The organism is Domibacillus sp. PGB-M46, assembly GCF_022668875.1.
GTDB lineage: Bacteria > Bacillota > Bacilli > Bacillales > Domibacillaceae > Domibacillus.
In genome coordinates this window covers 91,137-117,804 of the sequence record NZ_JAKGCR010000004.1, presented here as the reverse complement: position 1 = coordinate 117,804, position 26,668 = coordinate 91,137, and the positions used below count along the sequence as shown (strand labels likewise).

The 26,668-nt window shown below is 45.5% G+C and carries 32 protein-coding genes; 13 read left to right on the top strand and 19 right to left on the bottom strand.

The features are described from left to right. Nucleotides 1–4: 4 nt before the first annotated feature. A complete protein-coding gene (locus L2D08_RS06470) occupies nt 5–925 on the bottom strand; it encodes a CHAD domain-containing protein (protein WP_242232935.1) in 921 nt (306 codons plus the stop codon). A gap of 187 nt (nt 926–1,112) precedes the next feature. Here L2D08_RS06470 and purT point away from each other — a divergent pair, with 187 nt between their 5' ends. Continuing rightward, nucleotides 1,113–2,279 (top strand): formate-dependent phosphoribosylglycinamide formyltransferase, encoded by a 1,167-nt coding sequence (purT, locus tag L2D08_RS06465; protein ID WP_242232934.1) that lies wholly within the window; start codon nt 1,113–1,115, stop codon nt 2,277–2,279. 62 nt (nt 2,280–2,341) lie between these two features. Here purT and L2D08_RS06460 read toward each other — a convergent pair whose 3' ends face one another. After that, a complete protein-coding gene (locus L2D08_RS06460) occupies nt 2,342–2,908 on the bottom strand; it encodes an SLOG family protein (RefSeq protein WP_242232933.1) in 567 nt (188 codons plus the stop codon). A 74-nt stretch (nt 2,909–2,982) separates the two neighbouring features. Between L2D08_RS06460 and L2D08_RS06455 the strand changes: the two genes are divergently transcribed. Further along, nucleotides 2,983–4,860, top strand: coding sequence for an ABC-F family ATP-binding cassette domain-containing protein (locus L2D08_RS06455; protein ID WP_242232932.1), 1,878 nt, complete (start codon nt 2,983–2,985; stop codon nt 4,858–4,860). Between the two features lie 36 nt (nt 4,861–4,896). On the opposite strand, the gene L2D08_RS06450 is transcribed toward L2D08_RS06455, so the two are convergent. Further along, a complete protein-coding gene (locus L2D08_RS06450) occupies nt 4,897–5,595 on the bottom strand; it encodes a hypothetical protein (RefSeq protein WP_242232931.1) in 699 nt (232 codons plus the stop codon). Between the two features lie 194 nt (nt 5,596–5,789). On the opposite strand from L2D08_RS06450, the gene L2D08_RS06445 reads away from it, so the two are divergent. From L2D08_RS06445 to L2D08_RS06430, 4 genes are all read left to right on the top strand, one after another. Beyond that, the gene (locus L2D08_RS06445; protein WP_242232930.1) at nt 5,790–5,984 is read left to right on the top strand and encodes a hypothetical protein; all 195 of its coding nucleotides are present in this window, start codon (nt 5,790–5,792) and stop codon (nt 5,982–5,984) included. 208 nt (nt 5,985–6,192) lie between these two features. After that, the gene (locus L2D08_RS06440; protein ID WP_242233172.1) at nt 6,193–7,050 is read left to right on the top strand and encodes a GRP family sugar transporter; all 858 of its coding nucleotides are present in this window, start codon (nt 6,193–6,195) and stop codon (nt 7,048–7,050) included. Between the two features lie 22 nt (nt 7,051–7,072). Beyond that, entirely contained in the window at nt 7,073–7,858 is a 786-nt protein-coding gene (locus tag L2D08_RS06435) for a glucose-1-dehydrogenase (RefSeq protein WP_242232929.1), read from the top strand. A 347-nt stretch (nt 7,859–8,205) separates the two neighbouring features. Further along, a complete protein-coding gene (locus L2D08_RS06430) occupies nt 8,206–8,373 on the top strand; it encodes a hypothetical protein (RefSeq protein WP_242232928.1) in 168 nt (55 codons plus the stop codon). Between the two features lie 75 nt (nt 8,374–8,448). Here L2D08_RS06430 and L2D08_RS06425 read toward each other — a convergent pair whose 3' ends face one another. Next, nucleotides 8,449–9,183, bottom strand: a complete 735-nt coding sequence (locus tag L2D08_RS06425) for a hypothetical protein (protein ID WP_242232927.1) — start codon at nt 9,181–9,183, stop codon at nt 8,449–8,451. 348 nt (nt 9,184–9,531) lie between these two features. Between L2D08_RS06425 and L2D08_RS06420 the strand changes: the two genes are divergently transcribed. Further along, the gene (locus tag L2D08_RS06420; protein ID WP_242232926.1) at nt 9,532–10,497 is read left to right on the top strand and encodes a cation diffusion facilitator family transporter; all 966 of its coding nucleotides are present in this window, start codon (nt 9,532–9,534) and stop codon (nt 10,495–10,497) included. A gap of 21 nt (nt 10,498–10,518) precedes the next feature. Here L2D08_RS06420 and L2D08_RS06415 read toward each other — a convergent pair whose 3' ends face one another. After that, nucleotides 10,519–10,827, bottom strand: coding sequence for a hypothetical protein (locus tag L2D08_RS06415; RefSeq protein WP_242232925.1), 309 nt, complete (start codon nt 10,825–10,827; stop codon nt 10,519–10,521). A 158-nt stretch (nt 10,828–10,985) separates the two neighbouring features. Here L2D08_RS06415 and L2D08_RS06410 point away from each other — a divergent pair, with 158 nt between their 5' ends. The 4 genes from L2D08_RS06410 to L2D08_RS06395 all read left to right on the top strand — a co-directional run bounded on the left by L2D08_RS06410 (nt 10,986) and on the right by L2D08_RS06395 (nt 13,105). Further along, nucleotides 10,986–11,558: a spore coat protein gene (locus L2D08_RS06410; RefSeq protein WP_242232924.1), complete on the top strand. Its 573-nt coding sequence runs from the start codon at nt 10,986–10,988 to the stop codon at nt 11,556–11,558. 71 nt (nt 11,559–11,629) lie between these two features. Further along, nucleotides 11,630–12,091: a GNAT family N-acetyltransferase gene (locus L2D08_RS06405; protein WP_242232923.1), complete on the top strand. Its 462-nt coding sequence runs from the start codon at nt 11,630–11,632 to the stop codon at nt 12,089–12,091. A gap of 12 nt (nt 12,092–12,103) precedes the next feature. Further along, entirely contained in the window at nt 12,104–12,742 is a 639-nt protein-coding gene (locus L2D08_RS06400) for an MOSC domain-containing protein (protein WP_242232922.1), read from the top strand. A gap of 132 nt (nt 12,743–12,874) precedes the next feature. Next, entirely contained in the window at nt 12,875–13,105 is a 231-nt protein-coding gene (locus L2D08_RS06395; RefSeq protein ID WP_242232921.1) for a hypothetical protein, read from the top strand. 30 nt (nt 13,106–13,135) lie between these two features. Here L2D08_RS06395 and qoxD read toward each other — a convergent pair whose 3' ends face one another. From qoxD to qoxA, 4 genes are read right to left on the bottom strand one after another with little or no spacing between them, the layout of a single operon-like run. Further along, complete coding sequence (qoxD, locus tag L2D08_RS06390; RefSeq protein WP_242233171.1) at nt 13,136–13,423, bottom strand: cytochrome aa3 quinol oxidase subunit IV; 288 nt, start codon at nt 13,421–13,423, stop codon at nt 13,136–13,138. Nucleotides 13,424–13,427: 4 nt separating this feature from the next. Continuing rightward, the gene (gene qoxC / locus L2D08_RS06385; RefSeq protein ID WP_242232920.1) at nt 13,428–14,024 is read right to left on the bottom strand and encodes a cytochrome aa3 quinol oxidase subunit III; all 597 of its coding nucleotides are present in this window, start codon (nt 14,022–14,024) and stop codon (nt 13,428–13,430) included. Continuing rightward, nucleotides 14,024–15,970, bottom strand: coding sequence for a cytochrome aa3 quinol oxidase subunit I (qoxB, locus tag L2D08_RS06380; RefSeq protein ID WP_242232919.1), 1,947 nt, complete (start codon nt 15,968–15,970; stop codon nt 14,024–14,026). The genes qoxC and qoxB overlap by 1 nt, the downstream gene beginning before the upstream one ends. Nucleotides 15,971–16,000: 30 nt before the next feature. Beyond that, nucleotides 16,001–16,930, bottom strand: coding sequence for a cytochrome aa3 quinol oxidase subunit II (qoxA, locus tag L2D08_RS06375; RefSeq protein ID WP_242232918.1), 930 nt, complete (start codon nt 16,928–16,930; stop codon nt 16,001–16,003). Between the two features lie 364 nt (nt 16,931–17,294). Here qoxA and L2D08_RS06370 point away from each other — a divergent pair, with 364 nt between their 5' ends. Continuing rightward, nucleotides 17,295–17,672, top strand: coding sequence for a DnaJ family domain-containing protein (locus L2D08_RS06370; RefSeq protein ID WP_242232917.1), 378 nt, complete (start codon nt 17,295–17,297; stop codon nt 17,670–17,672). A gap of 161 nt (nt 17,673–17,833) precedes the next feature. Here L2D08_RS06370 and L2D08_RS06365 read toward each other — a convergent pair whose 3' ends face one another. The 9 genes from L2D08_RS06365 to L2D08_RS06325 all read right to left on the bottom strand — a co-directional run bounded on the left by L2D08_RS06365 (nt 17,834) and on the right by L2D08_RS06325 (nt 24,379). Further along, complete coding sequence (locus L2D08_RS06365) at nt 17,834–18,418, bottom strand: nucleotidyltransferase (protein WP_242232916.1); 585 nt, start codon at nt 18,416–18,418, stop codon at nt 17,834–17,836. Beyond that, nucleotides 18,405–18,638, bottom strand: coding sequence for a hypothetical protein (locus L2D08_RS06360; RefSeq protein ID WP_242232915.1), 234 nt, complete (start codon nt 18,636–18,638; stop codon nt 18,405–18,407). The genes L2D08_RS06365 and L2D08_RS06360 overlap by 14 nt, the downstream gene beginning before the upstream one ends. A gap of 85 nt (nt 18,639–18,723) precedes the next feature. Continuing rightward, complete coding sequence (locus tag L2D08_RS06355; RefSeq protein ID WP_242232914.1) at nt 18,724–19,608, bottom strand: sulfite exporter TauE/SafE family protein; 885 nt, start codon at nt 19,606–19,608, stop codon at nt 18,724–18,726. Nucleotides 19,609–19,625: 17 nt separating this feature from the next. Next, on the bottom strand, nt 19,626–20,246 hold the full coding sequence (locus L2D08_RS06350; protein WP_242232913.1) for a precorrin-2 dehydrogenase/sirohydrochlorin ferrochelatase family protein: 621 nt from the start codon (nt 20,244–20,246) through the stop codon (nt 19,626–19,628). Beyond that, entirely contained in the window at nt 20,231–20,980 is a 750-nt protein-coding gene (locus tag L2D08_RS06345; protein WP_242232912.1) for a sirohydrochlorin chelatase, read from the bottom strand. Before L2D08_RS06345 ends, L2D08_RS06350 begins: the two co-directional genes overlap by 16 nt. Then, nucleotides 20,977–21,750, bottom strand: a complete 774-nt coding sequence (gene cobA, locus L2D08_RS06340) for a uroporphyrinogen-III C-methyltransferase (protein ID WP_242232911.1) — start codon at nt 21,748–21,750, stop codon at nt 20,977–20,979. Before cobA ends, L2D08_RS06345 begins: the two co-directional genes overlap by 4 nt. 86 nt (nt 21,751–21,836) lie before the next feature. Then, complete coding sequence (gene cysC, locus L2D08_RS06335) at nt 21,837–22,433, bottom strand: adenylyl-sulfate kinase (protein ID WP_242232910.1); 597 nt, start codon at nt 22,431–22,433, stop codon at nt 21,837–21,839. Nucleotides 22,434–22,447: 14 nt separating this feature from the next. Beyond that, nucleotides 22,448–23,587, bottom strand: a complete 1,140-nt coding sequence (gene sat / locus L2D08_RS06330) for a sulfate adenylyltransferase (protein WP_242232909.1) — start codon at nt 23,585–23,587, stop codon at nt 22,448–22,450. 72 nt (nt 23,588–23,659) lie between these two features. After that, complete coding sequence (locus L2D08_RS06325; RefSeq protein WP_242232908.1) at nt 23,660–24,379, bottom strand: phosphoadenylyl-sulfate reductase; 720 nt, start codon at nt 24,377–24,379, stop codon at nt 23,660–23,662. 193 nt (nt 24,380–24,572) lie between these two features. Between L2D08_RS06325 and L2D08_RS06320 the strand changes: the two genes are divergently transcribed. Continuing rightward, nucleotides 24,573–26,195 carry an ABC-F family ATP-binding cassette domain-containing protein gene (locus L2D08_RS06320; RefSeq protein ID WP_242232907.1) on the top strand — a complete coding sequence of 541 codons (1,623 nt, stop codon included), beginning with the start codon at nt 24,573–24,575 and terminating at the stop codon, nt 26,193–26,195. 36 nt (nt 26,196–26,231) lie between these two features. Here L2D08_RS06320 and L2D08_RS06315 read toward each other — a convergent pair whose 3' ends face one another. Next, the gene (locus tag L2D08_RS06315) at nt 26,232–26,651 is read right to left on the bottom strand and encodes a universal stress protein (protein ID WP_242232906.1); all 420 of its coding nucleotides are present in this window, start codon (nt 26,649–26,651) and stop codon (nt 26,232–26,234) included. Nucleotides 26,652–26,668 lie beyond the last annotated feature (17 nt).

The following is a 26,668-nucleotide window of genomic DNA, read 5'->3' as shown; positions in this document are numbered from 1 at the left end:
TACATTAGCCTGCCCGGTTTTCTACGAGTATAAGTTCGACTTCCTCGAGAAGCACTTTTAATCGGTTCTGCCACTTTTTTTCGACAGCAGCCACTTCTTCTTCAGAAGCATCCAGCTTGTTTTGGTAACGATCCAGCTTATTCAGCCAGTCCTGCACATCGTTAATCTCGCCAAACTGGCTTTGAATGTCTTTGTAATGCTTTTCTTTTTTTGAAAAGTCCTGTCCCAGCAAGCTGCCGAGCTCTGCGTACATGTAGCGGAGCGCTTTAGATTGAATTCGTACTTTGTGAAGAGCTTTAATGGATTCAGGTGCCCGCTTCCCATATGCGTCCACGGACTGCTTGTATCGCTCAATTTTATCGTTGAATTGGTTTTCAAACAAAAGGATTTGGGCCTCCGGGTCAATGGATAATGCGTAAAAAGGCATTTCCTCCGCAGCAAAAGCTGACAGCCGGCGGCTCGCTTTTTCGATTAATGGAGGCAGGCCTTGCTGCAGCTTTTTTTGCAGCTTTTTTCGTTTTTTGCGGACCTTTTTAAAAAGCTGCTGGTGAACCTTATGGTTCCGGCTCTCAAATGCCTCTAAAAACACATCGGCTTCACGCACCGGGTTAAGCAAAGAATGGATGTTTTTTAACCCTTTTATAACAGAATGATTTTTAGGTACGTTTAAAAACTGGAGTAAAGCCAGGATCTTTCTTCCTGTTACCCGGGCTTGATGAACTGCTTCGATATCATCCGTTTTTAAGCATTTATGGCATAAATGCAAATACCGGCTGATCCGCTTTTGAAACCACGATTCCCATTGTGCCAGCCGCCAGTCATTTCCTTCATCCAGGCATTCGCTGCACATAAAGTGCTGTTTGATTGGTATTAAAGACTGCTCGTTTTCACATAACAGGCATGTATTTGTATCGCTCTGTATCATTCCGTCACCCGCTTTCTTATTCTGTTTTCTGTTTTCCCTCTTTTTTAAAAAGTTAACGTGTTCCGTCAGGCGAATAATTTATTGGCATTCAAATGAATATGTTCGTTATTTGCGTGTTATAATGGATTCGGAAACAGAAAAAGAAGAGAAAAAGCCACCAATGGCGGATGTTAAGGAGAATATGAAGATGACTGGATTAAAAACAAAAACGATTATGATGCTCGGGTCGGGAGAATTGGGTAAGGAAGTGGTGATTGAAGCACAGCGGCTTGGCGTAAAAACGATTGCGGTAGACCGTTACGCGCAGGCGCCCGCCATGCAGGTTGCCCATTCCTCCCATGTAATCAATATGCTGGACGGGGTAGCGCTGCGTGCCCTAATTGAACAGGAAAAGCCCGACTTTATTATTCCGGAAATTGAAGCCATTGCGACTGAGACACTAATCGAGCTGGAGGAAGAAGGATATCATGTCGTGCCAACAGCGAAAGCCGCAAATTTAACGATGGACCGCGAAGGAATCCGCCGTCTTGCCAGCGAAACACTGGGACTGCCTACTGCAAAATATGCTTTTGCCAATACGCTTGAAGAGCTGCAGGAAGCGGTAGAGACGATCGGTACACCATGTGTGATTAAGCCGATTATGAGTTCATCCGGCAAAGGACAAAGCGTCTGCCGCTCAAAAGAAGAGATAGAGTCTTCCTGGAATATCGCGCTTGAAGGAGGACGGGCGAAAAAAACACGGGTCATTGTAGAAGAGTTTATTACGTTTGAATCCGAAATTACATTGTTAACCGTCCGTTCCGTTTCCGGCACGGCCTTCTGTGCGCCAATCGGCCATATTCAAGAAGACGGCGATTATATCGAATCATGGCAGCCGCATCACATGACGGAGGGCCAGATCGCAGAAGCAGAAGCAATTGCTCAAAAAATAACAGATGCGCTTGGCGGTTATGGTTTATTTGGCGTGGAGCTGTTTATTACCGAAAACGGCATTTACTTTAGCGAGGTATCACCGCGTCCGCACGATACCGGAATGGTGACCATGGTAACCCAGGATTTATCTGAGTTTGCCATCCACATCCGGGCTGTCCTTGGTTTTCCGATTCCAGGAATCCGCCTTCTTTCACCTGGCGCGAGCCGTACGATCAAAGCTTGGGAAGAGCAGTCTTCTTATGAAATTAAAGGGGTTGAAAAAGCACTGGCAGCACCCGACACGCAGGTGCGTGTGTTTGGAAAGCCGGAAACAAAAAAAGGCCGCCGCATGGCTGTTGTGCTAAACAGTGCTGAAACAGTCGGGCAAGCGCGTGAACAGGCAGAGAACGCTGCCGCTCATATTACAGTGGAATATAAATAAAACGATGCAATCAAAAAAGGAACCTGAATCAGGTTCCTTTTTTTACGGGTCATGCTGCCGATTTAATAAAAGTCGGTACGCTCCCGCTCCTGCAGCTCTTCCGCTGCTGTCTGCAGGTCATACATCGTGATCATGAAAACCGCATAATCGCCTTGTTCCGTCCGTTTATCCGCTGCTGCTTTTAAAAACTTGGGCGACCCTTCTCTTTCTTCATCGTAAACGAGCAGAAGCGCGTCCGTATTGTCGAGTGAAAACTCATCTCTCGCTTTGAACTGCCAGGGCCCTATGTACGGCTTTTTAGATACGGCATCTACAAAATCGGCCTGGTCGATAATGCTGTTATAGTAATCCTGCCGTTCTTCCTTCCAGTTTTTTTCCTGCTCTAAAAAAGGGGTTAGAACACCGAGCTTTAAGTCCGGAAACTCTTCTTTCAAGGAAAAAACCACTTCCGCTCCCCACAGCTCCACGCCGGGCTGTCCTCCGATAATCACCCACTGAAGCCCCTCGTCAATAAGCGTACGCAGCCGCCCCTCAAGGGCAAGTTTGATCACGGAAATGCCAGGGTGTTTTTGATCCCATATGCCAAGCTCATGGCTTTTGTAGCCGGAGAGCAAAATCGTTTTAACCAATTCAACCACCTCGGGTCCATTATACAGGTAAGAATGGTAAAATGAAAAAAGACCAGCATGAAAAGGGGAAAACCATGAACGTTTTTACAATGGAAGGCGTAACAAAAACAGTAGGGGAAAAAGAGCTGTTTCAGCATATTTCTTTTTCGATCACAGAAGGAGATAAAATTGGTATTCTCGGTATCAATGGAACTGGCAAAACAACACTTTTAAACGTGATTGCCGGCCTGGATGACTGGGACGAAGGAAAAAAGGACCATCCGAATGACTATTCGATTTCCTACCTGTCCCAAAATCCGGACTTTGATGAAAACCTGACTATTATGGATTATTTATATGCCAGCCAATCACCGGTTTTTTCGGCAATTAAAGAGTATGAGCGGGCGCTTCTTCGGCTGCAGGAAAATGCCGAAGACGAATCGGTGCAGCAGGAGCTTATGAAGCAGCAGCAGCGAATGGCTGACCTGGGCGCATGGGATACAAGTGCGGAAGCCAAAACGATCTTAACAAAGCTGGGCCTGCCGAATTTTGGGCAAAAGCTGTCTGAACTGTCCGGCGGCCAGAAAAAGCGGGCTGCTCTTGCTAAAACGCTCATTGAAACACCGGATCTGCTTATTTTGGATGAGCCGACGAACCACTTGGACTATGACAGTATTAAATGGCTTCAGGAATACTTGAAGAAATCGCAGAAAGCGGTGCTGTTTGTTACGCATGACCGGTATTTTCTCGATGCCGTCGCGGATAAAATTTGGGAGCTTGAGCGCGGAAAGTTGTATGAGTACAAAGGCAATTATGCAGACTTCCTCGAATCAAAAGCTATTCGGGAAGAAAACGAGACGCTTGAGCAGGGCAAAAAAGAAAGCTTGTTTAAAAAAGAGCTTGCCTGGATGCGCAAAGGAGCCAAAGCCCGCACAACCAAACAAAAAGCCCGTATTCAGCGCTTTGAAGTCCTGGATGCGGAAGTGAAACAGAAGCACAGCAGCGAATCCCTTCAAATGGACCTTGGCGGCGCCCGTCTTGGCAAAAAAGTACTCGAGCTTCAAAACATTCAAAAATCTTTTGGCAGCCAGGCGATTTTAACCGATTTTTCCTTTTTGTTTAAACGGGGGGACCGGATTGGAATTGTCGGACGCAACGGCAGCGGGAAATCCACACTGCTTAATATTATCGCCGGCCGGGAGACAGTAGATGCCGGCAGTCTGGACCAGGGGCAGACTGTGAAAATCGGATACTATACACAGGAAAACGAAGATATGGACGAGAGCATGCGGATGATCGAGTACATTCGGGAAACCGCCGAATCAATTCAGCTTAAAGACGGCAGCTTCGTTTCAGCTGCACAGATGCTGGAAAAGTTTTTGTTCCCTATGCATACGCATGGCACATTGATCCGAAAGCTTTCAGGCGGGGAAAAGCGGCGCCTTTATTTATTAAATATTTTAATGTCCGCACCAAACGTTCTTTTACTAGACGAACCAACGAATGATCTCGACACGCAGACCCTGACGATTTTAGAAGACTATTTGGAACACTTTTCCGGTGTAGTGGTAACGGTATCCCATGACCGCTACTTCCTTGATAAAGTGTGTCACCAGCTGCTTGTTTTCAAAGGGCAGGGTACCGTCGATTTTTACTACGGAAGCTACTCTGAGTTTTTGGAAGAAAAGCAGGAGGCACCTGTTGAAGAAGCGAAGCCAAAAGCGGCAGCTGCACCGCCGCGCCCGGAACGAAAAAAGAAAATGTCGTATTCGGAAACACGCGAATGGGAAACGATTGAGGATGACATGGAAGCCGCAGAGCAGCGGCTGGCAGCGATCTCAGAGGAAATGGCGACTGCTGGCAGTGATTTTGAGAAATTAAATCTGTTAATGGCAGAAGAAACAGAACTTAAAGAAAAGCTTGATCACATGATGGAAAGATGGGAATACTTGGCAGAAAAAGCAGGCGAATAATCAAAAGGCTTCCGGTTATCCGGAAGCCTTTTTGCGTTACCGCGTAATCGTAGCGCTCCAGCTGCCGCCGCCGCGGTCACAGGTAAATTGGCCGGACGCTGTTCTGCCGTCTGCAGACAGTGTGCCTCTGTAGTCACAGTTGTTTCCGTCGCTGCTGTTTCGTCTTTGAATGCGGACGTTATTTCCTTGCAGTGTAATCGTTAAAACAGCGGTAACAGGCGTTTGACCGGGCTGTGTCCATCTTGCATCAAAGATGTTGCTATTCCCGCGACGTGTCCATACCCCGCGCCAGGCGCCTTCCTGCTCATCCCATCTCCGGCCGAGCCGGTCCCGGTCATCGGGCTGCTGGCGCCGTTCAATTACGGCACTCCACGTGCCGCCGCCGCGGTTACAAATAAATTGTCCGCTTACCGTCCGGCCGTCAGCACCGAAGTTTCCTGTATAATTGCAGTTGTTCCCATCGCTGCTGTTTCGGCGCAGCACAAAAACAAAGGATCCAGCTGTATAAATGGTTAGAACGGCCGTGATATCCGGCTGACCTGCCAGCGACCATCTTCCATCAAACACGTTACTGTTTCCACGCCGCGTCCAGACGGCCCGCCAGGCACCTTCTTGAACAATCCAGCGACGTCCTAATCTGTCTGGCTGCCCCTGCGCGCTGATCACGTCAGCTGGGACAGCTTCGTAAGGCATCATGCCATAAAAACCATAATAAGGATGCCAGTATGGATACATATTGCTTCCCCTCCGCCCATTAAATTTAAATCCTGCTCTTCATCATATGTATCACGAAGGTAATGTGTCCGCATGGCGATATAGAACAAAGGAAAAGCATTCGACAAAACATGCCAAAAAAATCGGTTGTCGTTTGACACGCTTTTCTTTTATGGAACGGTATGATAGAAAGAAAAAAAGGGTGCGTGGACAAAATGAAGCGAAACATAAATTGGTGCTGCAGCAAGTGCCAAAAGCCTATTCTGGCGAATGATTTAATTGCATGGACGAAAAAAGAAACACTGGTTCATTTAATTTGTGATGCTTCGCAGCTGATGGAGGGTGTGCACTATATTGGCCGGGCTGAGCAGGTTATGAATGATGAAACATCAGATCAACGGCACGCCTGAGCTGCCGTGAACAGCAAGGGTCCCATTCTTTACAGGTTTTTTGTATACGCTTTCATAAAAATGTGGTTCTGCCGATTACGCTTAGTTTAAGACTAAGCGTTTTTTTGCGTATAATCGTTTTGCATTGGACAAAAGCTATCTTCTGTATAGATAGAGCGCTCATAACCTGTAGATGCCCAAGAACAGAAGAACTGAGGGACTTAGAATGATAACGATTTTAATTGCACTTCTTCCTGCTTTGACATGGGGAAGTATCGTATTGGTGAGCGTAAAATTAGGCGGCGATTCTCATAGCCAGACTCTCGGCATTACCATTGGAGCGCTTGTGTTTGCTTTCGGTATGTATCTGTGGGCCCAGCCTTTTGTGAATACAACGGCCTGGATGGCGGGTGTTGTTTCCGGCCTTTTCTGGGCAGTTGGCCAGAAAAACCAGCTCGGCAGTGTACCGCATCTTGGCGTTTCAAAAGCCGTTCCGATTTCTACTGGTATGCAGCTGGCCGCTACGACTCTTTTTGGCGTTATTGTCTTTAAAGAGTGGACGACTGCTACAGCGGTTTTACTAGGGATTATATCGATCGTACTGATTATCACAGGGGTCGTACTGACATCGATTACAGGAGGCGGAGAAGACCCAAGTAAAAGATCGGGCAGCCGGCGAAAAGGGCTGCTTCTGCTGCTCATTTCGACAGCGGGATACCTGCTCTATGTTGTGATTATCCGCTGGTTCAACATCGACAGCTGGGCCGCTATTCTGCCTCAAGCGATCGGTATGTTTATTGGAGCCGTGCTGCTGACGCTTAAACATAAGCCCTTTAACAAGTATGCTTTACGCAATACTTTGTCTGGCATTCTTTGGGGCATCGGCAATCTCGGACTGCTTTTATCCGTACCCCGGATCGGCGTGGCCACCAGCTTCTCCTTGTCTCAAACGGGTGTCATCATTTCAACACTGGGCGGCATTTTTCTATTAGGAGAAAAGAAAACGAAAAAGCAGCTTGTCCTTGTGCTCGCGGGCTGTCTGCTTATCGCAGCCGGCGGCGTGCTCGTCGGTTTTACAAAAACGTAATATCACTAAAGGAGGAAGAAGCATGTATCCTGACTTAAAAGGAAAAGCAGTGGTGATTACCGGCGCTTCTTCAGGGCTGGGCCGGGCGATGGCTGTCCGCTTTGGGCGTGAAGGCGCGAAGGTAGCCGTAAATTATTATCAAAATGAAGAAGACGGGAAAAAGGTAGCCCAGGAAGTACAGCAAGCCGGCGGGGAAGCGATTTGGCTGCAGGGAGATGTGTCAAAGGAGCAGGATGTAAAAGCCTTGATTACAAAAACAGCAGAAGCGTTCGGCTCTGTTGATATCATGATTAACAACGCCGGAATTGAAAATGAGGTTCCATCCGAAAAGCTGAGCCTGGATGATTGGAACAAAGTCATAGACACCAATTTAACCGGAATGTTTCTCGGCTGCCGTGAAGCCATCTCTTATATGCTCGATCACGGGATTAAAGGAAATGTCATTAATATGTCCAGCGTTCATGAAGTGATCCCATGGCCGCATTTTGTCCATTATGCGGCTAGTAAAGGCGGCGTGAACATGCTGACGCAGACATTGGCGCTTGAATATGCCCCGAAAGGCATCCGTGTGAACAGCATCGGACCTGGAGCCATTGATACGCCGATTAATGCCGAGAAGTTTTCGGATCCGAAGGCAAAAGCAGACGTCGAATCGCTCATTCCAATGGGTTATATCGGAAAACCGGAAGAAATCGCGGCTGCTGCCGCCTGGCTTGCTTCTTCAGAATCAAGCTACGTAACAGGCATCACGCTTTTTGCGGACGGAGGCATGACGAAGTATCCCGGTTTTCAAGCGGGCAGAGGCTGAACCCAATAAAGCTGCTTTCCTAGAAAGGGAAGCAGCTTTATGGCGTACATCCTCTTTTTTCTTGTTTTTACAAAAAAGAACAAGACGGGAAAGAAGGATATTGGACAGATGGTACAGGGTTCTGTATGTACCTTTCCCTTTTCTCAAACTCTAATCGAAAAAATACACCTAATTATCCACCCCCCGGGAAACGTCTTACGTCCGTTAAGAAAGCTTATTTTAACGAGCATTTTTATAAAAAAACAGGAAAGAAATCTGGCATAAACAGTAAAAAGGGATTGCGAGCATAAGGGCGTCCGTTATAAAATAAGTTAACAGTTTATTACCATACAAAAGGTGGTTCGAAAATGGATTACAAAAAGATGTGGGAAGAACTAAAGGACGCTGTGAATGACGAGGTCGCAATGTACGCTGCTTTTAGTACAAGCAGCAAGGAAGAACAGGCAAGAAAGCAGCAGGCAAGCTACATACAAAGTATGATGAACACGCTCGAAAAAGCAAATATCGTAAAATAAAAAGCCGGGTCTTCCCGGCTTTTTTTGTGTCCGCCTGGATCACGTTTAAAAGAAATGACCGGCCGCTTTGCTTCCTTAAATGAGCAATAAAAGCGCAGTATATGCTGCGATCCCCATGCTGAAAGCACCGAAGCTGCTTTCTCTTTCCTCCGGCAGCTCTTCTTTCATTACGTTTAAAATCACGCCTCCGGAAATAAAGGCAACAAGGAGCGAGATAATTAATTCATTCACCTCTGCTACGGCCCCGATGCACCATCCGATCAGGATAGCAGCTGTTAAAAGCAGCCTTCCATATCGATCATACACAGCTTCATGGGCTTCACGAAGGCTGTGGTCATTAATAACGAAGTGAACACCCATGGCTAAAAAGAAAAAGAACATGCCCCAAGTGCTCTCATACTCCTCACGAATTAAAAGATAGCCAATCACCATGTTATAAAGAAAAAATGAAGCCATATGAAGCCAAAATACACCGGCAGACGCTTTATTTGCTTCCCTGCCTGCTCCTTTCCGTTTGGACACTTTCACGAGGCGCTCCAATCCATAAAAAACAACAAGGCCCAGCAGGGAAACGAACAGAATATGGTTATCCATATAGCCGAGCACGCCCTGTTTCATCTCTTTTTCGATTTCATTCTGGTAGCGGTGTAATTCGGGAAGAAGATGAATAAACACATACGCGACGGCAATTCCGCCAGCAATAGAAAGAAACCGGCTGCGCGGATTCACTGACAGAAACGCCATGTTTTTCGAAAAAAAGTGAAGGAGGGCCAATCCAATGGCCAAAACGAAACTCCACCAAAAAAACATCCTATCCCTTCTTTCTTCTCAAAGCTTTTTATTTCTTACCCTATTACCTTAAAGAACGCCAATCAAACGCTGTCCTTTTTAAAAGAATGGAGGCCTGGCTCTTTCAGAATGGCCCTTCCTTTTCATCAAAAGCTCGTATAAGGATGTTGACTCATGAGAATGGCGGAGATAGGAAATGAAAAAAGAATGCAGGGAAGCTTGTTTTCGATTTTGCAGGGGCGGCGGCCGGCCGTTATATGTCCATAAAAATTATTTCTCTAAAGAAGAAAGGATGGAAGTGTGCTGTTTATCTTTCAAGAGTAGGTATCCTTTTTATCGGGTATAGATATAGAAAAAAGGAGGCGGCTTATGGGAATTGGTTCATTAATGCGAAAAGGAAACACGTCATCGGGTATTGCAGCATTGGGCAATACAGTGTTAGCGGTTTTAAAATTTATCGCCGCTGCTTTTAGCGGAAGCGGAACGATGTTTGCTTCTGCCATGCATTCACTGGCAGACGCCATTAATCAAGGATTTGTTTATTTCGGAAGTGCACTGGCTGAAATGCGGCCTTCAAAAAGGTTTCCAACAGGATTTGGCCGGCTGGTGAATATCTTTTGCATGATTGCCGTGATTGTCGTTTCAATTATGGCGTATGAGACCATTTTAAAAGGCTGGAAGCTCCTTCAGCATCCTGAACAGGCAACAGACTTCTGGCTGAATGTGATGGTTCTTTTAGCCGCGGTTATCATCGATGGCTTTATTTTGTTTAAAGCCATGAAGGAAATTTTAGAGGAAGCACGCGTAGAGAAAAAAGGAAATGTTTTTATACAGGCATTTAAAAACGTTGGTAAAGCGTCGCCGGCAACCCGGCTTGTTTTTTATGAAGATCTTGTAGCCACTTCCGGAGCGATTTTAGCGATTATTGGCATTACGCTTGCTCAGTTTTTTGGCATTTTGGCCGCGGATGGCGTGATTACCATTTTGATCGGTTTATTAATGGTAGGTGTAGCATTTCGTGTTGGGTATGATAATATGATTGGCTTAATTGGCGTAGCGGCACCGGTTGAAATTGAACAAAAAACAGCCAATACCATTTTACAGGATGAAGATACAGTCGATATCCACCACCTGCGTATTATACAGGAAGGCCGCTTTTATCATGTAGATGGGGTGATAGAGCTTCGAAAAGGCCTTTCCCTTGCCGAAGCCGATGATATTAAATTCCGCGTAAAAAATCGGCTTTTAGAGGAAAGTGAAATCAGTGATGTGACACTCGGCATTATCGAAGATGATAACCGGGCAACCTGGCGCCCCGAGTCAGGGTTAACATAAGTAAGGACCGGATTGAGTAGCTCAATCCGGTTTTTTCGTGCATTTTCTCATTTCCTCGCTTACCACAAAAGCAAGGTCGTCGTTGCCATAAAGAGATAAGACATTCAGGAGGGTTTCATCCGAAATATGGCCGGCTTCTTCTTTCGGCACGGTTAATTCGATTGCCTGGTTTAACACATCGTTCTCCTTTTGGCCTGGATACGCACGCTTATATAAGTCGGCTGGATCAAGGTCATGGTTTACACACCACTGCGCAAACACAAGCACCATCATATGCTCATCCTGTTTGTATTGATTTATAATGTGTTCCTCAAGATCTTTTTTATTCATAAGGCATACTCCTTTAGTTTGGATCTTTTATTTTAATATATACCATTTTTACACGTTCAGGTCGCAAGTGACAACATCAACCATGCTCATTTCTGAATAAATCGAGTTGGATGCCACACACTATTTGAGCATCACACTTTATTCAGGAGGCGATTTAGATGACTTCACCGCAATTTAACCATAGCGCACACGAGCTGCTTGATGTTCGCGAAGTACTCACTATGACAGTCAGCACATTAAACAAAATCACAATGCTGCGCCCAATGGTAAAGGATTCAGAACTGCTTGATATCCTAAACCGCCAGTATACATTTATCGAGCAGGAATACAATACGACACTTGACTGTTTCCGTTCCGGAAAAGATCCTGCCGTTCCAACAAAAAGCTATAAAATGAAACAGGACAACAACTTCCAATACGGCCTTCAATCAAAAGAGCCAATAGCTCCGGTTGGGTCGGAAAATGAAATTAATGACCAAGTGATTTCAACCTTTCTTCTCGGCGCTCATAAATCGGCATCTACATTTAAAACAATGGCCGCTCTTGAATGTACAAACCCGGTTGTCCGCCGCGTTTTAGCGGATTCTCTTCCGAACTGCATTGAGATGGCATATGAAATTTCGATTTATCAAAATAAAAACGGCTATTATCAAGTACCGCAGCTGGCTGAAGCGGATATGAAGATCATTCAGCAAACATACGCGCCAGCAATGCAGCCTGTAGGCGTCTAAAGAACAAAAAACCGTCCTTGCGTTTGGGGACGGTTTTTTTGTACGATGGAAAAGAAAGGAGGAAAGAATAGATGCTGCTGCGTGAAGCACTGCCAGAGGAACGGCAAAAACTTTATGAGCTTGGGCACCGGGAATGGCCCAAAGGACGGTCGCTTGCCGAGTACATAGAAGACAATCAAAAAGAGGAAGCTTACGGTACCCGTTATGTGTTAGAAGGCGCGGACAGGGAGATTGCGGCCTCATTAATGCTGCTTCGGCTGCGCCCTTACTTGTACGGCATTGGCTCTGTTGTCGTTGAACCTGGTTTCAGGGGACAGGGGCTTGGTACAGCTCTTCTTACACAATGCATGGACAAGCACCCGGCTGCTGCGTTTATGCTTTACAGTGAAATCGGCACAGCTTATTATGAAAGGCTTGGCTTTCAAGCGCTGCCTCCTGCTTATCAGCATCATGCCCATGGCTTATGTATGGTCCGGGCAGATCAGTTTTTATATGAGCGCATACTGCAGGAGCCGATTCCTGATTATTTTTAAGGTGGGATATACATGAAAGTTCTATCTGTTAACGTCGGCAAACCGGCTGATTTGCCGTATGGAAAAAAAATTGTTCAATCCGGCATTCAAAAGGCACCTGTGCAACAGGCCATTTTTTTATCGAGAACAGGATTCGAAGGAGATGGACAGGCAGATCTTGTTCATCATGGCGGGGAAGACAAAGCGGTTTGTGTATACCCGTATGAGCACTATACATACTGGGCGGAAACACTGGGCAGGCCGATGCCGCAAGCTGCGTTTGGTGAAAATATTACAGCAGCCGGACTGCTTGAAACAGACGTCCATATCGGGGATATTTTTCAGCTTGGTGAAGCGGTAGTGCAAATCAGCCAGCCGCGGCAGCCGTGTTTTAAACTGGCTGCACGCTATAGTGAACCAACGCTTGTTTCGCTGGTGGATGAAACAGGCTATACAGGCTTTTACTTTCGCGTTTTAACAGAAGGAAAGGTAGGAGCAGAAAGCCGCCTGGAACGTATACACATTCATCCAGCTGCTATAACCGTTGAAGAAGCCAACCAGATTATGAAGAAAAAAGAATCCTCACAAGAAGATATCAAAAAGCTTGCTGATCTTGAAGAACTGGCCGAGAGCTGGAAAAAACCTTTGCTTAAAAGGCTTCATACATTATAACCCGGCGGGAAGATTTGCCTCTTCCTGTTTTTTTGTGTTTATTTTTTGAAATAATTTTGAACATTTCAAGAAAAATATTTGACAATTTTGTGAACATGCGTAAAATAGATAGTAAGAAGGAGCTGATAAAAAATGACAGAAGAGCAAGTGAAAATACTTTCGTTTATCAAGTATTTCTCAGGCGCGGGCTGTGTTATTGGCGGATTAATCTTTCTTGTGAGTCTTTTTGCAAGCGGTTACAATGAAGGGTACATGATGTCCATTATCGGTGCAACCATCCTTGTGAGTTCAATGTGGATCTTTGGCATATGGCTAGTATTCATTTTAATAGAGAAAGTAAGTTCAAGGTATGAGAAGATATAAAAAACCGGAGCAAATCGCTCCGGTTTTTTCTTAATACATATAACCCCAGATCATGGTGAACAATGTTCCAAGGATCGTTACAACACCAACAAACAAAGCGTAAATGATGTTTGTGTAAAGTGTGTTTTTGTCTTCTGATTCTCCGATATGCATGAAGAGAAGAAGCTGAACCAAGGCTTGCGCAATAGCGGTAACAAGCAGGATCGCCATCCCCATCTTGTATGACATATCAAAAGCGAGAACCGCCAAGGCAACAATCGAGAGGACCATTGAAAACACAAAGCCCATCACGTGCTGCTTCGGGAACAATTGCTTCATCATCTTACATCATTCCTTTCAAATAAACGAAGCTGAAGATAAAGATCCAGACAACGTCTAGGAAGTGCCAGTAAAGCGAGAAGATAAACGATTTGTTCGCTGTTTCCGGTGTCAAGCCGCGTTTTGCTACCTGGATAAGAATGGCTACTCCCCAGAAAAAGCCGAACGTTACGTGCGCACCGTGCGTGCCAAGCAGTGTCATCAAGCTTGATGTAAAGGCGCTTGTTTGAATTGTGGCACCTTCATGGATATATTCTACAAACTCATAAATCTCCGTACCAAGGAATCCAAGGCCGAGTACAAGGGTGATCACAAAGAAAGTCATCATCGCTTTTTTCAAGCCAAGACGCATCGCATGGATACCAAGACCGATCGTAAAACTACTTGTTAAAAGCAAAACGGTTTCGATCATAACCGGCGTAATCTTAAACAGTTCCTCTGCGCTCGGTCCATCTCCGTGGCCGTTATGAAGCGTAAAGTAAACCGCGAACAGCGTGGAGAAAAGGGCGATCTCGGCGCCAAGGAAAATCCAGAAGCCGAGAATCTTCAGCCGGTTTTCTTCTGTACTGTACTCAAGCGGCAGCGATTCATCAATTTTCATTATTTTTCACCTCCAAGTTCCCGTTCTATCCGTTCAACTTCTTCGACAGAAACGTAGTAGCCGTGATCTTGTTCAAATGAACGAAGGGCCATAAAGACAAAGATCAAGATTGTGAAAATAATGGTTGGAATCCACCAGCTGAATACGAGGCAGAAGCCAGCACCGAAAAACGCGCCACTCATAAGGAACGGCATGCCGCTATTGTTTGGCATGTGAATTTTTTCAATTGGGCCGCTCCAAAGCGGTTTGTTGTGTTTTTTCGCATACCAGAATGCATCAAGATCGTTCACTTGTGGAATGCGTGCAAAGTTGTAGAACGGCACAGGACCGTGTGTTGCCCATTCAAGAGAGCGGGCATCCCATGGATCGCCTGTTTCATCGCGCGGGCTGTAACGGATACTCCAGTACAGGTTATACACGAGGATGATAAAGCCGATCCCCAAGCCAACCGCGCCAAGGAATGAAAGCATGTTAAGCGGGCCGTAGCCAGTGCTTTCAGAATATGTGTACATACGGCGAGTCATACCGTTTAGTCCAAGAATGAACAGCGGGAAGAACGCCACGTTAAAGCTGATTGTAATAAACCAGAAAGCAAGTTTTCCAAGCTTTTCATTTAAGCGGAAACCGAAGACTTTCGGGAACCAGAAATGGAAGCCGGCAATAACGGCGAATACCGTACCTGGAATCAATACATAGTGGAAATGCGCCACTAGGAACATTGTGTTGTGGTACTGGTAATCGGCACTTGCCATCGCAAGCATAACCCCAGTAACACCACCGATTGTGAAAATCGGAATAAATGCAAGCGAATAAAGCATTGGTGTCGTAAAACTAATTTTCCCTTTATGAAGGGTAAGCAGCCAGTTGAATATTTTTACACCGGTTGGAACGGCAATCAGCATCGTTGTGATGGAGAATACGCTGTTGACCATAACGCCGTGGCCCATTGTGTAAAAGTGGTGCGCCCAAACAACGAAAGAAAGAAGGGAAATCGCCACCATACTAATAACCATTGATTTGTAGCCGTACAAGTTCTTACGAGCAAACGTTGAAATAATTTCACTGTAAATACCGAAAGCAGGAAGGATAACGATATATACTTCAGGATGTCCCCAAACCCAGAATAGGTTGGCCCAGAGCATGTCCATTCCGCCGTCCTGCATGGCGAAAAACTTCGTTCCAAACTGACGGTCCATTGTCATCAATGCAAGTGCTACTGTTAAAACAGGGAACGCGAACACGATGATAACGTTTGTGATCAAGATAGACCACGTAAACATTGGCATCTTCATTAATGTCATGCCTGGTGCACGCATTTTCAAAATCGTTACAAGGAAGTTAATCCCTGTTGCCAATGTACCAAGACCTGCGATTTGCAGGGAAATTGCGTAATAGTTGTTTCCGACTGTCGGGCTGAATTCCAAGCTCGCCAGCGGGAAGTAAGCAGACCAGCCGGCATCCGGTGATCCCCCGATGATAAATGAAATGTTAAACAAGCCTGTCCCAACCGCGAACAGCCAGAAGCTGACGGAGTTCAGGCGCGGGAATGCTACGTCACGCGCACCAATTTGAAGTGGTGTGACAACGTTCATTAATCCAATGATAAATGGCATCGCCATAAATAGGATCATGATAACGCCGTGTGTTGTAAAGATTTCGTTGTAATGCTGCGCATCAAGCAGGCCGTTTTCCGGCATCGCTGTTTGTCCGCGCATGAGGAGGGCGTCAACGCCTCCACGGAATAGCATTACAAGGGCGACTAAGATGTACATAACGCCGATTTTTTTATGGTCAACCGTTGTGATCCATTCACGCCATAAGTAGCCCCACTTTTTAAAGTAGGTTATCCCAATAAAAAGGGATAGCGCACCGACCACAATACTGATCATCGCTCCGACGATCATGGGTTCGTTAAGAATGAGAAATTGTTGCTCATGCGACTCCATGTTAAGTGTCTCCTTTCATTGTTGTGTCCATCACTCAGTATGATTCGGATGGGTGTGCGGCTCTGAAGAAGGAGCTGTTTTGTCTCCATCTTCTTCTGTGTTAGGTGTTCCTTCATTAGGTGTTCCATGATGCTGTCCTTCTGGCGGCGGGTTAAACTCAAGATGAGTAGATGAGTACGATTTACGGCCTACGAAATCTGTTTCAAGCAGCTTATCGTAATCAGCGTCAGTCAGCTTCGGTGCTGTTGTTTTGACGTCATTTACCCATTCGTCGTAATCCGCTTGTGTCATTGCCTGTGCTTCAAATTCCATTTGAGCATAACCTTGACCATTGAAGTTTGAGTTACGGCCCATGTATGATCCCGGCACATCTGCTGCCATATGAATCTTTGTAACGTGGGCGCTCATCGCATACTTCTGACCAGCCAGCTGTGGAATCCAGAAGCTCGTGATTGGTCCGTATGAATACAAACGGAACTCTACTGGACGATCTACCGGAAGGTTTACATAGTTAACTGTTTCAATGCCTTCCTCTGGATAGCTGAAATGCCATTTCCAGTTAGACGATGCTGCATAGATCACAAGCGGCTCTTCATTTTCATAGCCAACCGGCTTGCTTTCCACCTTACTTGTTGATTGAACTGTGATAACGGACAAAAACACAACAATTATGATCGGAATAACCGTCCAAATAATTTCTAGTTTTGTGCTCCCATGTTCGTGAGGAGGCTCGTAATCCTCTCCCATTCTGGACGCCCGATACTTGATAAGCATGTACGCATACAACACGTAAACAACAAACAAAATACCGCACATCACGATGATTGACATAATAATGGTGTCAGATAGCGTTTTGGCATTCGGCCCTTTTGGATCAAGTACCATTAGCGGATTTTCGCATCCTGCAAGCACTGTAGCAATAGTGAAAATCGCTGATAATAACAACCATTTCTTTTTCATGCTGTACCCCTTTCTTATGTAGTTCCGTAGTTCAAAGCGTAAAGAATGTTAACAACTTCACAATTGCTTGTTTTCAGTAGATAAACCTAGTTGTAACGATCTTTTCACCACTCTCTATGCTAATCCTATTAGCCGCAAAAAACAATATTTTCACGACAGTGTCACAAAAAATTCAACAGTTTTCGCCTTTGTTTGTACAAAATGAAAATTCTTAGTAGATTCTTTCGTGAAAATATGTCTATAAAACTGTTTTACAGAACGCTGTATGTAAAGTACTGCCAAGTTAAAAAAGGGCTTATTTCCGGTGTTTTGTTTCGGATCTTGCTATAATAAAGATCACTCAATTGAAAATGGAGGAATATACATGGATTCATTCCGGATTGCTGAAGAACGGATCAAGAAAGCAATGGAGGAAGGCGCATTTGACCGCCTGCCAGGTGCTGGAAAACCGCTGCCGAAGGATGAATTTGCATCACTGCCGCCGGAAATGCGAATGGCTGCAAGAATGCTGAAAAATGCTGGTTTTACACAGGAAGATGCTCATTTGCGCCAGGATATCCGCGAGCTCGAACGGTTAGTAAGCAATTGTGACGATCCAGACCAGGTACGGTCGTTAAACGAGCAGCTGAATGAAAAAAGGCTTCGTTACAATCAGCTGCTGTCTAAAAGAAGAATTAAAACGAATTCCGCGATGTTTAAGCAATACGAGGACAAAATCGAACGAAAACTGTTTGATAAGTAAAATCTGGATATGAAGTGAAAGGAAGGAAAAAAGGGGGAATATATAAAAGGCTTGTTTCGTTTTTTTTATTTTAAAGTTAACATAATATTTATTATAGAAAGTCAGATATCTTTTTTCTCATTTCAGAAGTAAACTTGTAACAATGAGAAAAAAGAGAAATTTTACACTTCAGTTTTTATCCAGTCCTGGATCCATTTATTTGTTTTTGTTTTAAGCGATTCTTGCTTTAAGTACTCGCGGTCGATTAAATCATCCCTGTGCAGCAAAAACATCCGGTATGCCCATTGATAATCTTCATGGTCTTCAGGAAACTGGACATTGGAGACGAGCACCGATTCAAGTCTGTGTATAATAATATCTTCCACAGCAATCACAAAAATGCTGCGGCCGCTTTTTAATTCGATTTCAACCACTTTTTCCGCGCTTCCTTCCAAATCACTGGAAGGGATTTCAATAGCAATTTCAAGTTCTTCATGGTACCATTCGCGCGCTGTCCGCTTAAACGCCAATTCATCTGTCAGCAGCTTGTTAAATTGCTCCCATCCACTGGAAATAAAATCAATATCGTGTGTCGTGTAATGGTTTAGCGTATATAGCTCCACCGCCAGGCCGCCGACGACTACAGGCTTAATGCCGAATGCGCTCATATATTCCGTTACAAGGCCCGCAAATTCAAACATGCGCTCACGGATCGGCAGCTTCTTTAAAGTCTCTAGTTGGGCGCGTAAGGCATCAATAGGCGTCAAAATAAATCTTCCCCGCTTCTTTAATAACAAAAGTACCTTCCTGCACAGCACGTTGTTTTTTGGCCAAAACAAGAGCGGTAAGCGCCTCCGATTCTCCTTTAGAACGAATGCGGGATCGTTTAATAGAAGGACCGCTTTTTTGAGCTGCATACAGCTGTGCGTTCACCGAAGGACGTTTTTCATTGACAAACGACTCCAGTGCAGCAAACTGAATTTTCATGTGGCTCCCTCCTTTGTTTACTTTTAGTATACCCGATTTTTCTGATTTGGTTATAAAAAAACAAGGCCTGTCACAGGCCTTGTTTTTAAGATACTCTTTTTTGTTCACTGCGGGCGATTTGCTTTTCTTTTCGAACCATATAAACCGTTAGTGGAATCCAGATCATAATAAGCACAATAAATACTGCAGATTGGGCTGAACCAGGGATATCCGTATATTTAAAAATGGCATTTAAATTTGTGAAAATCAGCATGCCGCTTACAATGACCGCTAACACGCGTGTTGGCAGGCTTTTCACAATAAAGGCGGCAATCGGCGCTGCGATAATACCGCCAAGCATAATCGCTCCTGCCCACAGCCAGTTGATTTTCTCAGGGCCAAGTGAAATCATGAATCCAATTGTGGCGGACAGCGCAACAGCGAATTCACTGGCCGCTACTGTTCCAATAGCGATTCGGGGCTCCATGCCTTTTTTTGAAAGCAAAGCCGGTGTTGCAATAGGTCCCCAGCCTCCGCCCCCGCTGGCGTCAAAAAAACCGCCGATAAGTCCCAGAGGGATAAAAAAGCGATTCGTTGGCGCTTTTGGCGCTTGCTTTTGTGCATTCTTTAATAAAAGGAAACGGCCTAGTATAAACAGCCCGAGACAAAGCAGGAACGTAGAAACGTAAAGACGTACATATTCTCCCGTCAGATTGCTTAGAAAAGTTGCACCGGCAAACGCACCAATAGAGCCAGGGATAATGAGTTTTTTCAGCATGGCTTTATCAACATTTCCAAATTTCCGGTGACTAATGCCCGATGCTGCCGTTGTCACGACCTCTGCCATGTGAACAGAAGCCGAGGCAACCGCCGGAGCAATTCCCGCAGATAAAAGCAGCGTTGTTGATGTCAGGCCGTAGCCCATTCCAAGGGCCCCGTCCACAAGCTGGGCAGCAAGCCCGACGAGTGCAAAGATGATAAAACGTTCCATTCCGTTCCTCCTGTAGTCTACAGGGCGGGATACTCCTCTTTGAGATCCGCCATGTATTGTTTTCTTTTCTCTGGATATTCCAAATAATCATTCTCTGCTGCCCTTTTCAGCCACTTTCGCCGTTCAGGGCGTTCAGGAATATGCCGTTTAATATACTGGCGGACCTCATACAAAAAATCTACATACGCTTCATAACGCTCGTCAAATTCTTCTTCCAGGTGATTACGGATTTGGGTGGAGAGAGATGGGCTTGCGCCGCTTGTAGACACACTGATCATAAGCTTTCCGCGCATCATGACAGCAGGAATCTGTGCATTGCCAAGATCATTATGCTCTGCATGGACAACGAGTTTTCCATGATGGACAGCAAGCTCAGCCATTTTGGCATTTGCCTGCTTGTCGTCTGTGACAAGCATAATTAAAAAGGCATCCTCAAGATCGCTCCACTCGACTTTCTTACGATGAAGCACTGCTTTTCCTTCAAGAGCCAATTGTTCAATAGACGGGTGAAAATCGGGGCTGACAATGTGCGGCCGTATACCAAACCGGAGTAAATTCTCGGTTTTGTGAAAAGCGATCGGACCGCCGCCTGCAATGACAACCTTTTGTCCGATCAAGTCAATCATGATGGGAAACATACAGGCTCCGATTGGGCAGCTTCTGCTACGCGCTGTGCTAAAATACGGCCAATAACCGGGTCATACCCGAGATGGCGGCAAAGATGAATCTCGCTCGCTGAATTCAGTTTTTTCACAGCTCGTTCCATCGTTTTCGTCAATATACCGGTAAAAAGCAGGTAAGGGACGATAAACAGCTGATGAGGCTCCCTGTCTACCGCCTGGCGAAGAGCGTCTTCAAAAGAAGGTTCACAAGCTGCCATATATCCAATAGTCACATCAGTTAACTTGGTTTTAGATTGAAAAAGATCGAGAATGTGGCCGAAGTCTTCCTTTGTTGCCGGATCACTGCTTCCCCGTCCTACAAGCAGAACCGACGCATCCGCTGAAATCGGCGCGGCTTCTTTCATCCGGTCGATGAGCACATCGATAATTTGTTCCTGTACACCCAGCGGGCGTCCGTAACGAATTACAGCGTCAGGAAAAAGCTTGGCTGCTTTTGCAAGCTCTTCTGGAATGTCTTCTTTTGCATGGCCTGCTGTCAGGAGGAGAAACGGAATCGCAGTGATATCCGTTGCTCCTCTTTCTACACAGGTGCGAAGTCCTTCTTCAATGGAAGGGGCAGACAGCTCAAGGTAGCAAATCTCCTGGATGGGCATGTCAACAAGCGGCATGGTTTCACGTATAAAATCTGCCGCCTGCTTGGCGCCTTCTTTTATGCGTGTTCCATGGCAAATGTAAAGAACTGCTTTCATCCTTTTGCACCCCCCTGTACCTTTATCGCATTTTCTTTAAACCATTGCAATTCTCCTCGCATTTTCACCACTTCACCAATGATGATCATGCTTGGATTGGTAATCCCTTCTTCTTGTGCAACATTATAAATGTTTTCGAGTGTGCCTGTTACCGTCTGCTGCTTTTCCGTTGTTCCCCAATGAATTAGAGCGGCCGGTGTTTCGGGAGATTTTCCGTAGCGAATTAATTTTTCCTGAATATAAGGAAGGTTTTTGACACCCATATAAATGGCAATCGTGTCAATTCCTTTTGCAAGAGACGCCCATTTTGTTTCTTCATCTGCGCCTTCTTTGCGGTGGCCGGTTACGATGGCAAAAGATGCGCCGTAATCACGGTGGGTTACAGGAATACCGGCATACGCAGGCGCTGCGATACCAGATGTGATACCTGGAATCACTTCAAAGTCCACGCCGTTTTGTACAGCAAACGCCGCTTCCTCGCCGCCACGGCCAAATACGTATGGATCGCCGCCTTTTAGCCGGACGACCTGCTTGCCCTGCTTGGCATGCTCAACGAGAAGCTCGTTAATGTTTTCCTGCTGGACGAAATGACGGTCTGGCAGCTTTCCGCAAAAAAGAAGCTCGGCTCCTTCTTTGGCATGGTCAAGAAGCTCCATGCTGATTAAGCGGTCATATAAAATCACATCCGCCTCCTGTATTGCCCGTAACCCTTTTACCGTAATTAAATCCGGATCCCCCGGACCTGCACCGACAAGCCATATTTTGCCCATCGTGCCACCTCCCGTTCATCATGCATTTCTCTCTATCTGATGCTTTTTATCATAGCCTGAATGAAAAACTCAGGCAAGGTGCTTCTTTACAGCCAGTTGTTTTTCTTTAAGTACTCAACAAGCTGGTCCACGCACTCTTCAACGGAATATTGATCCGTATTTAACACAAGCTCCGGTTTTTCCGGTGCTTCATACGGAGATGAAATACCAGTAAACTCAGGAATTTCGCCTGCTCTTGCTTTTTTATACAAGCCTTTTGGATCGCGCTGCTCACATTTTTCAATCGGGCACTCAACGAATACTTCAATAAACTCGTCGTTTTCAAGAAGTGCGCGAACGGTATCACGATCTTCACGGAATGGAGAAATAAAAGCTGTGAATACAAGCTGGCCTGCATCTACAAACAGTTTAGATACTTCCCCAATACGGCGGATATTTTCTTTACGTGCTTCATCTGAGAAACCAAGGTCTTTATTTAAGCCATGGCGCACATTGTCGCCGTCTAATACATACGTGCTTACGCCAAGATCAAACAAGCGGCGGGCCGCAGCATTTGCGACCGTTGACTTGCCGGAACCGGACAGCCCGGTAAACCATAGTACCGCGCTGTGGTGTCCGTTTTTCTTGCGACGTTCTTCTTTTGTTAGTGACTGTTCATGCCAGACGATATTGTTGTTCGTCATGTTTCTTCTCTCCCTTATGCGTTTGATGTTTCTTTCATTCCACGGATTAGAACTTCTACCACTTCTTTACGGCTGAATTCTGCCGGTGGAATTTCTCCTGCACGAAGCATTTCACGCACTTTCGTACCGGAAAGAATCACATGATCTTCTTTTGAATGCGGGCATGTTTTGGAAGAAGCCATGTTTCCGCACTTTTTGCAGAAAAAGCTGTGTTCAAAGAACAGAAGCGTAATGCCGATTTCTTCTGCTGTGAAGTTTGAGAATATCTCCTGTGCTTCATACGTGCCGTAGTAGTCACCAACACCTGCATGGTCACGGCCGACGATAAAGTGTGTGCAGCCATAGTTTTTGCGGACAATCGCGTGGAAAATCGCTTCGCGCGGTCCCGCATAGCGCATAGCTGCCGGGAATACAGCAAGCTTTACACGGTCTGCCGGGTAATAATCGCGAAGAAGCACCTGATAGCTTTCCATACGGATATCAGCTGGAATATCATCGGACTTTGTTTCGCCAACAAGCGGGTTTAAAAGAAGCGCGTCTACAATTTCAAGCGCTGATTTTTGAATGTATTCATGTGCACGGTGAACCGGGTTGCGTGTTTGGAAACCGACAATTTTGTTCCAGCCATTTTCACGGAAAATACGGCGTGTTTCAGCTGGATCAAAGTAGAACTCTGCGAATTGCTCGCGCTCAATGCGTTTCACAAGTGTAATCGGGCCGCCCAGGTAAACCGGACCGCGGCTGTATACTTTTTTCACGCCTGGATGGGCTTCTTCTGTTGTTTTGTATACGTTTTGTGCCTCAAGCTTTTGATCAGGCTCATAAATGTCTTCAATGTTGAGCACGCCATATACCGTGCCGTTTTGTTTTAACAGGACTGTGTCCCCTTTTTCATATCCAGATGCATCCTGTACAGGGAGCGTAATTGGAATGCTCCAAACTGTGCCGTCTGCGAGGCGCATATCTTTTACGACGCTGTCATAATCTTTTTGTGTAAGGAAGCCGGTAAGCGGGCTGAATGCGCCCGTGGCGATTAATTCAAGATCACTTAAAGCCGTCGCATCAAGTTCGACTTCTTTTGAAATGCCGGATAGGTCAAAATCCGGTTGGTATTGGTTGATAAGTTGGCCTCCATGGGCAGCAATGTTCGTCATGTATAGGTCCCTCCGAATAGGTTAAAATTCATAGATAAACACTTGGTATTATTTTTAAAAAAATTTAAGATCTTACGGATTGGTTGTATGAAGGCCGCATTCTGTTTTACCGGATCCGCTCCAGCGTCCGGAACGAATGTCCTCCATTGAAAAAGCAGGCTTTGTGCATGGTTCGCAGCCAATGCTTGGGTAACCCTGGTCATGCAGTACATTATAGTCAAGCTCATGCTTTGTTACATAACGCCACACTTCTTTCCACGTCCAGTGAATGAGCGGGCACACTTTAATTTTTTGGAATCGGTTATCAAGATTTAAGTAATTTGTGTTTGCTCTTGATTCCGATTGCTCACGGCGCAGCCCGGAAATCCAAGCTGTTGACGGAGCCAATGCTTTTTGAAGCGGAATAATCTTCCGGATTTCACAGCATTTATTTGGGTTTGTAGCAAACAAGTCTGGTCCAAACTTGGCCGCTTGCTCTTCAATTGTCATCTCTGGCTGCTGCATACGAATATTCAGCTGCGGATAACGAGCTTTTACTTTATCGATGGTCTCGTATGTTTCTTTAAAATGATAATGAGTATCTAGAAAAACGATTTCTGCATCCGGCTTTACTTGAGCAATCAAGTCAATCAAAACAATGCCTTCAATTCCGAAGCTGCAGGCATAAACAAGCTTGTCGCCATACGTCTCATATGCCCACCGAAGCACTTCAAGTGCTCCTTTTGTTTCTGAATCAGCCGGAAAGTCAGGGATCTGATCCTGCATATCATTCCACGATTCAAAGGTAATCATTGATGTCCCCCTCTTTATTATCTGTTCTTTTCGAATGAGTTTAGTTTATCAGAAAATAATGCAAAGTCAATCCTATTTGCTTACTCGGAATTAAAAAAGATTTGCCCGCTTTTTCAATTTACTGTTTATTCTTTTTTTCTCCCAAGAATGATATAATCAGAGGCGATGAATTCATATTGGGAGGAAAAAACATTTGATTACAGTACAAGACGTCAGCCTGCGCTTTGGCGACAAAAAATTGTTTGAAGATATTAACTTAAAGTTTACACCGGGGAACTGCTACGGACTCATCGGCGCAAATGGTGCCGGCAAGTCTACATTTGTTAAAATTTTATCCGGTGACCTGGAGCCTCAGACCGGTCATGTGTCCATGCCGAAAGATGCGCGTCTTGCCGTATTAAAGCAGAACCACTTCGAATATGAAGAGTTCGGTGTAATGGAAACGGTTATTATGGGCCATGCCCGTCTTTATGAAGTAATGAAAGAAAAAGATGCGATCTACATGAAAGCTGATTTTACGGATGAAGACGGCATGCGCGCAGCGGAACTCGAAGGTGAGTTTGCTGAAATGAACGGCTGGGAAGCAGAATCCGAAGCCGCGATTCTCCTTTCTGGTTTAGGTATTCAAGAAGCACTGCATGACAAAAAAATGTCAGAGCTTGATGGATCAGACAAAGTAAAAGTGCTTCTTGCCCAGGCCTTATTCGGCAAGCCGGACGTTCTTTTGCTGGATGAGCCGACCAACCACCTTGACATTGAAGCGATCCGCTGGCTGGAAGAATTTCTAATTAACTTTGAAAATACCGTTATTGTCGTATCCCATGACCGTCATTTCTTAAATAAAGTATGCACGCACACGGCAGACCTTGACTTTGGAAAAATTCAAATTTATGCCGGTAACTATGATTTCTGGTATGAGTCAAGCCAGCTTGCACAAAAGTTACAGTCAGATGCGAACAAGAAAAAAGAAGAGAAAATCAAAGAACTGCAAGCATTTATCGCTCGCTTCAGCGCCAATGCTTCAAAGTCAAAACAAGCGACCTCACGGAAAAAGTCTTTGGATAAAATCACGCTGGATGATATCAAGCCTTCTTCCCGTCGTTACCCATATGTACAGTTTACGCCTGAGCGTGAAATTGGGAACGATGTCCTGCGTGTAGATGGATTGTCCAAAACAATTGATGGCGTGAAAGTGCTTGACAACGTAAGCTTTATTATGAGCCGGGAAGATAAAATTGCGCTTGTCGGCACAAATGAAGCAGCCAAAACGGCGCTGTTTAAAATTTTAGCTGGCGAAATGGAGCCGGACGAAGGCTCATTCAAATGGGGCGTCACAACATCACAGGCTTACTTCCCGAAAGACAACTCCGAATACTTTGAGGGGTCGGAGATGACGCTTGTAGAATGGTTGCGCCAATTTTCGCCGGCGGATGAAAGCGAAAGCTTCCTGCGCGGATTCCTTGGCCGGATGCTTTTCTCTGGTGAAGAAGCGCTGAAAAAAGCAAGCGTGCTTTCCGGGGGCGAAAAAGTCCGCTGCATGCTGTCTAAGATGATGCTGTCCGGTTCAAACGTTCTTTTATTGGATGAACCGACCAACCACTTGGACTTGGAATCTATTACGGCTCTTAACAACGGCTTGATTGCGTTTAAAGGCGCCATGATCTTCGCGTCTCATGACCATCAGTTTGTTCAGTCAACGGCGAACCGTATTATCGATCTTACACCGAACGGAATCATCGATAAGATGATGACGTATGACGAGTTTTTAGAAGATACAGAGCTTCAAAAACGTGTAAAAGAAATGTACGCTTCCTAAACAAAAAATGGCATCTCCCTAGGGAGGTGCCATTTTTTATTTTACGATCATGACGGGACAATTCACCCGTTTCATCACTTTGTGGCTTACGCTGCCAAGAACGAACTGCTGAAGATGGTTCAGTCCTCTGCTGCCGAGAATAATCAGGTCTGCCTTTTGGGCATTGGCGTACTTCACAATAGCGGGGCCTGGATCTCCCTCCCGCACCAAGACGGAATATGGAATGCCTTTTCCCGTAAAAAGGGATTCATGACGAGCCAGTTTGTCCCGCCGTTCCCACTGAACCGCATTCATGCGTTCCTGCTGTAAAGCAGCTCCTTTTGATTCGTCAGGCCTTGGAACAAACACAATCGTAACCGTACATGAAGGGGAAGCACCCGCTATCGCTGCAGCATGCTCGGCGGCACGATAGGAGTGCTCTGAACCGTCCGCTGCCAAAATAATATGTGAATACATACGCGCTCCCTCCCGCT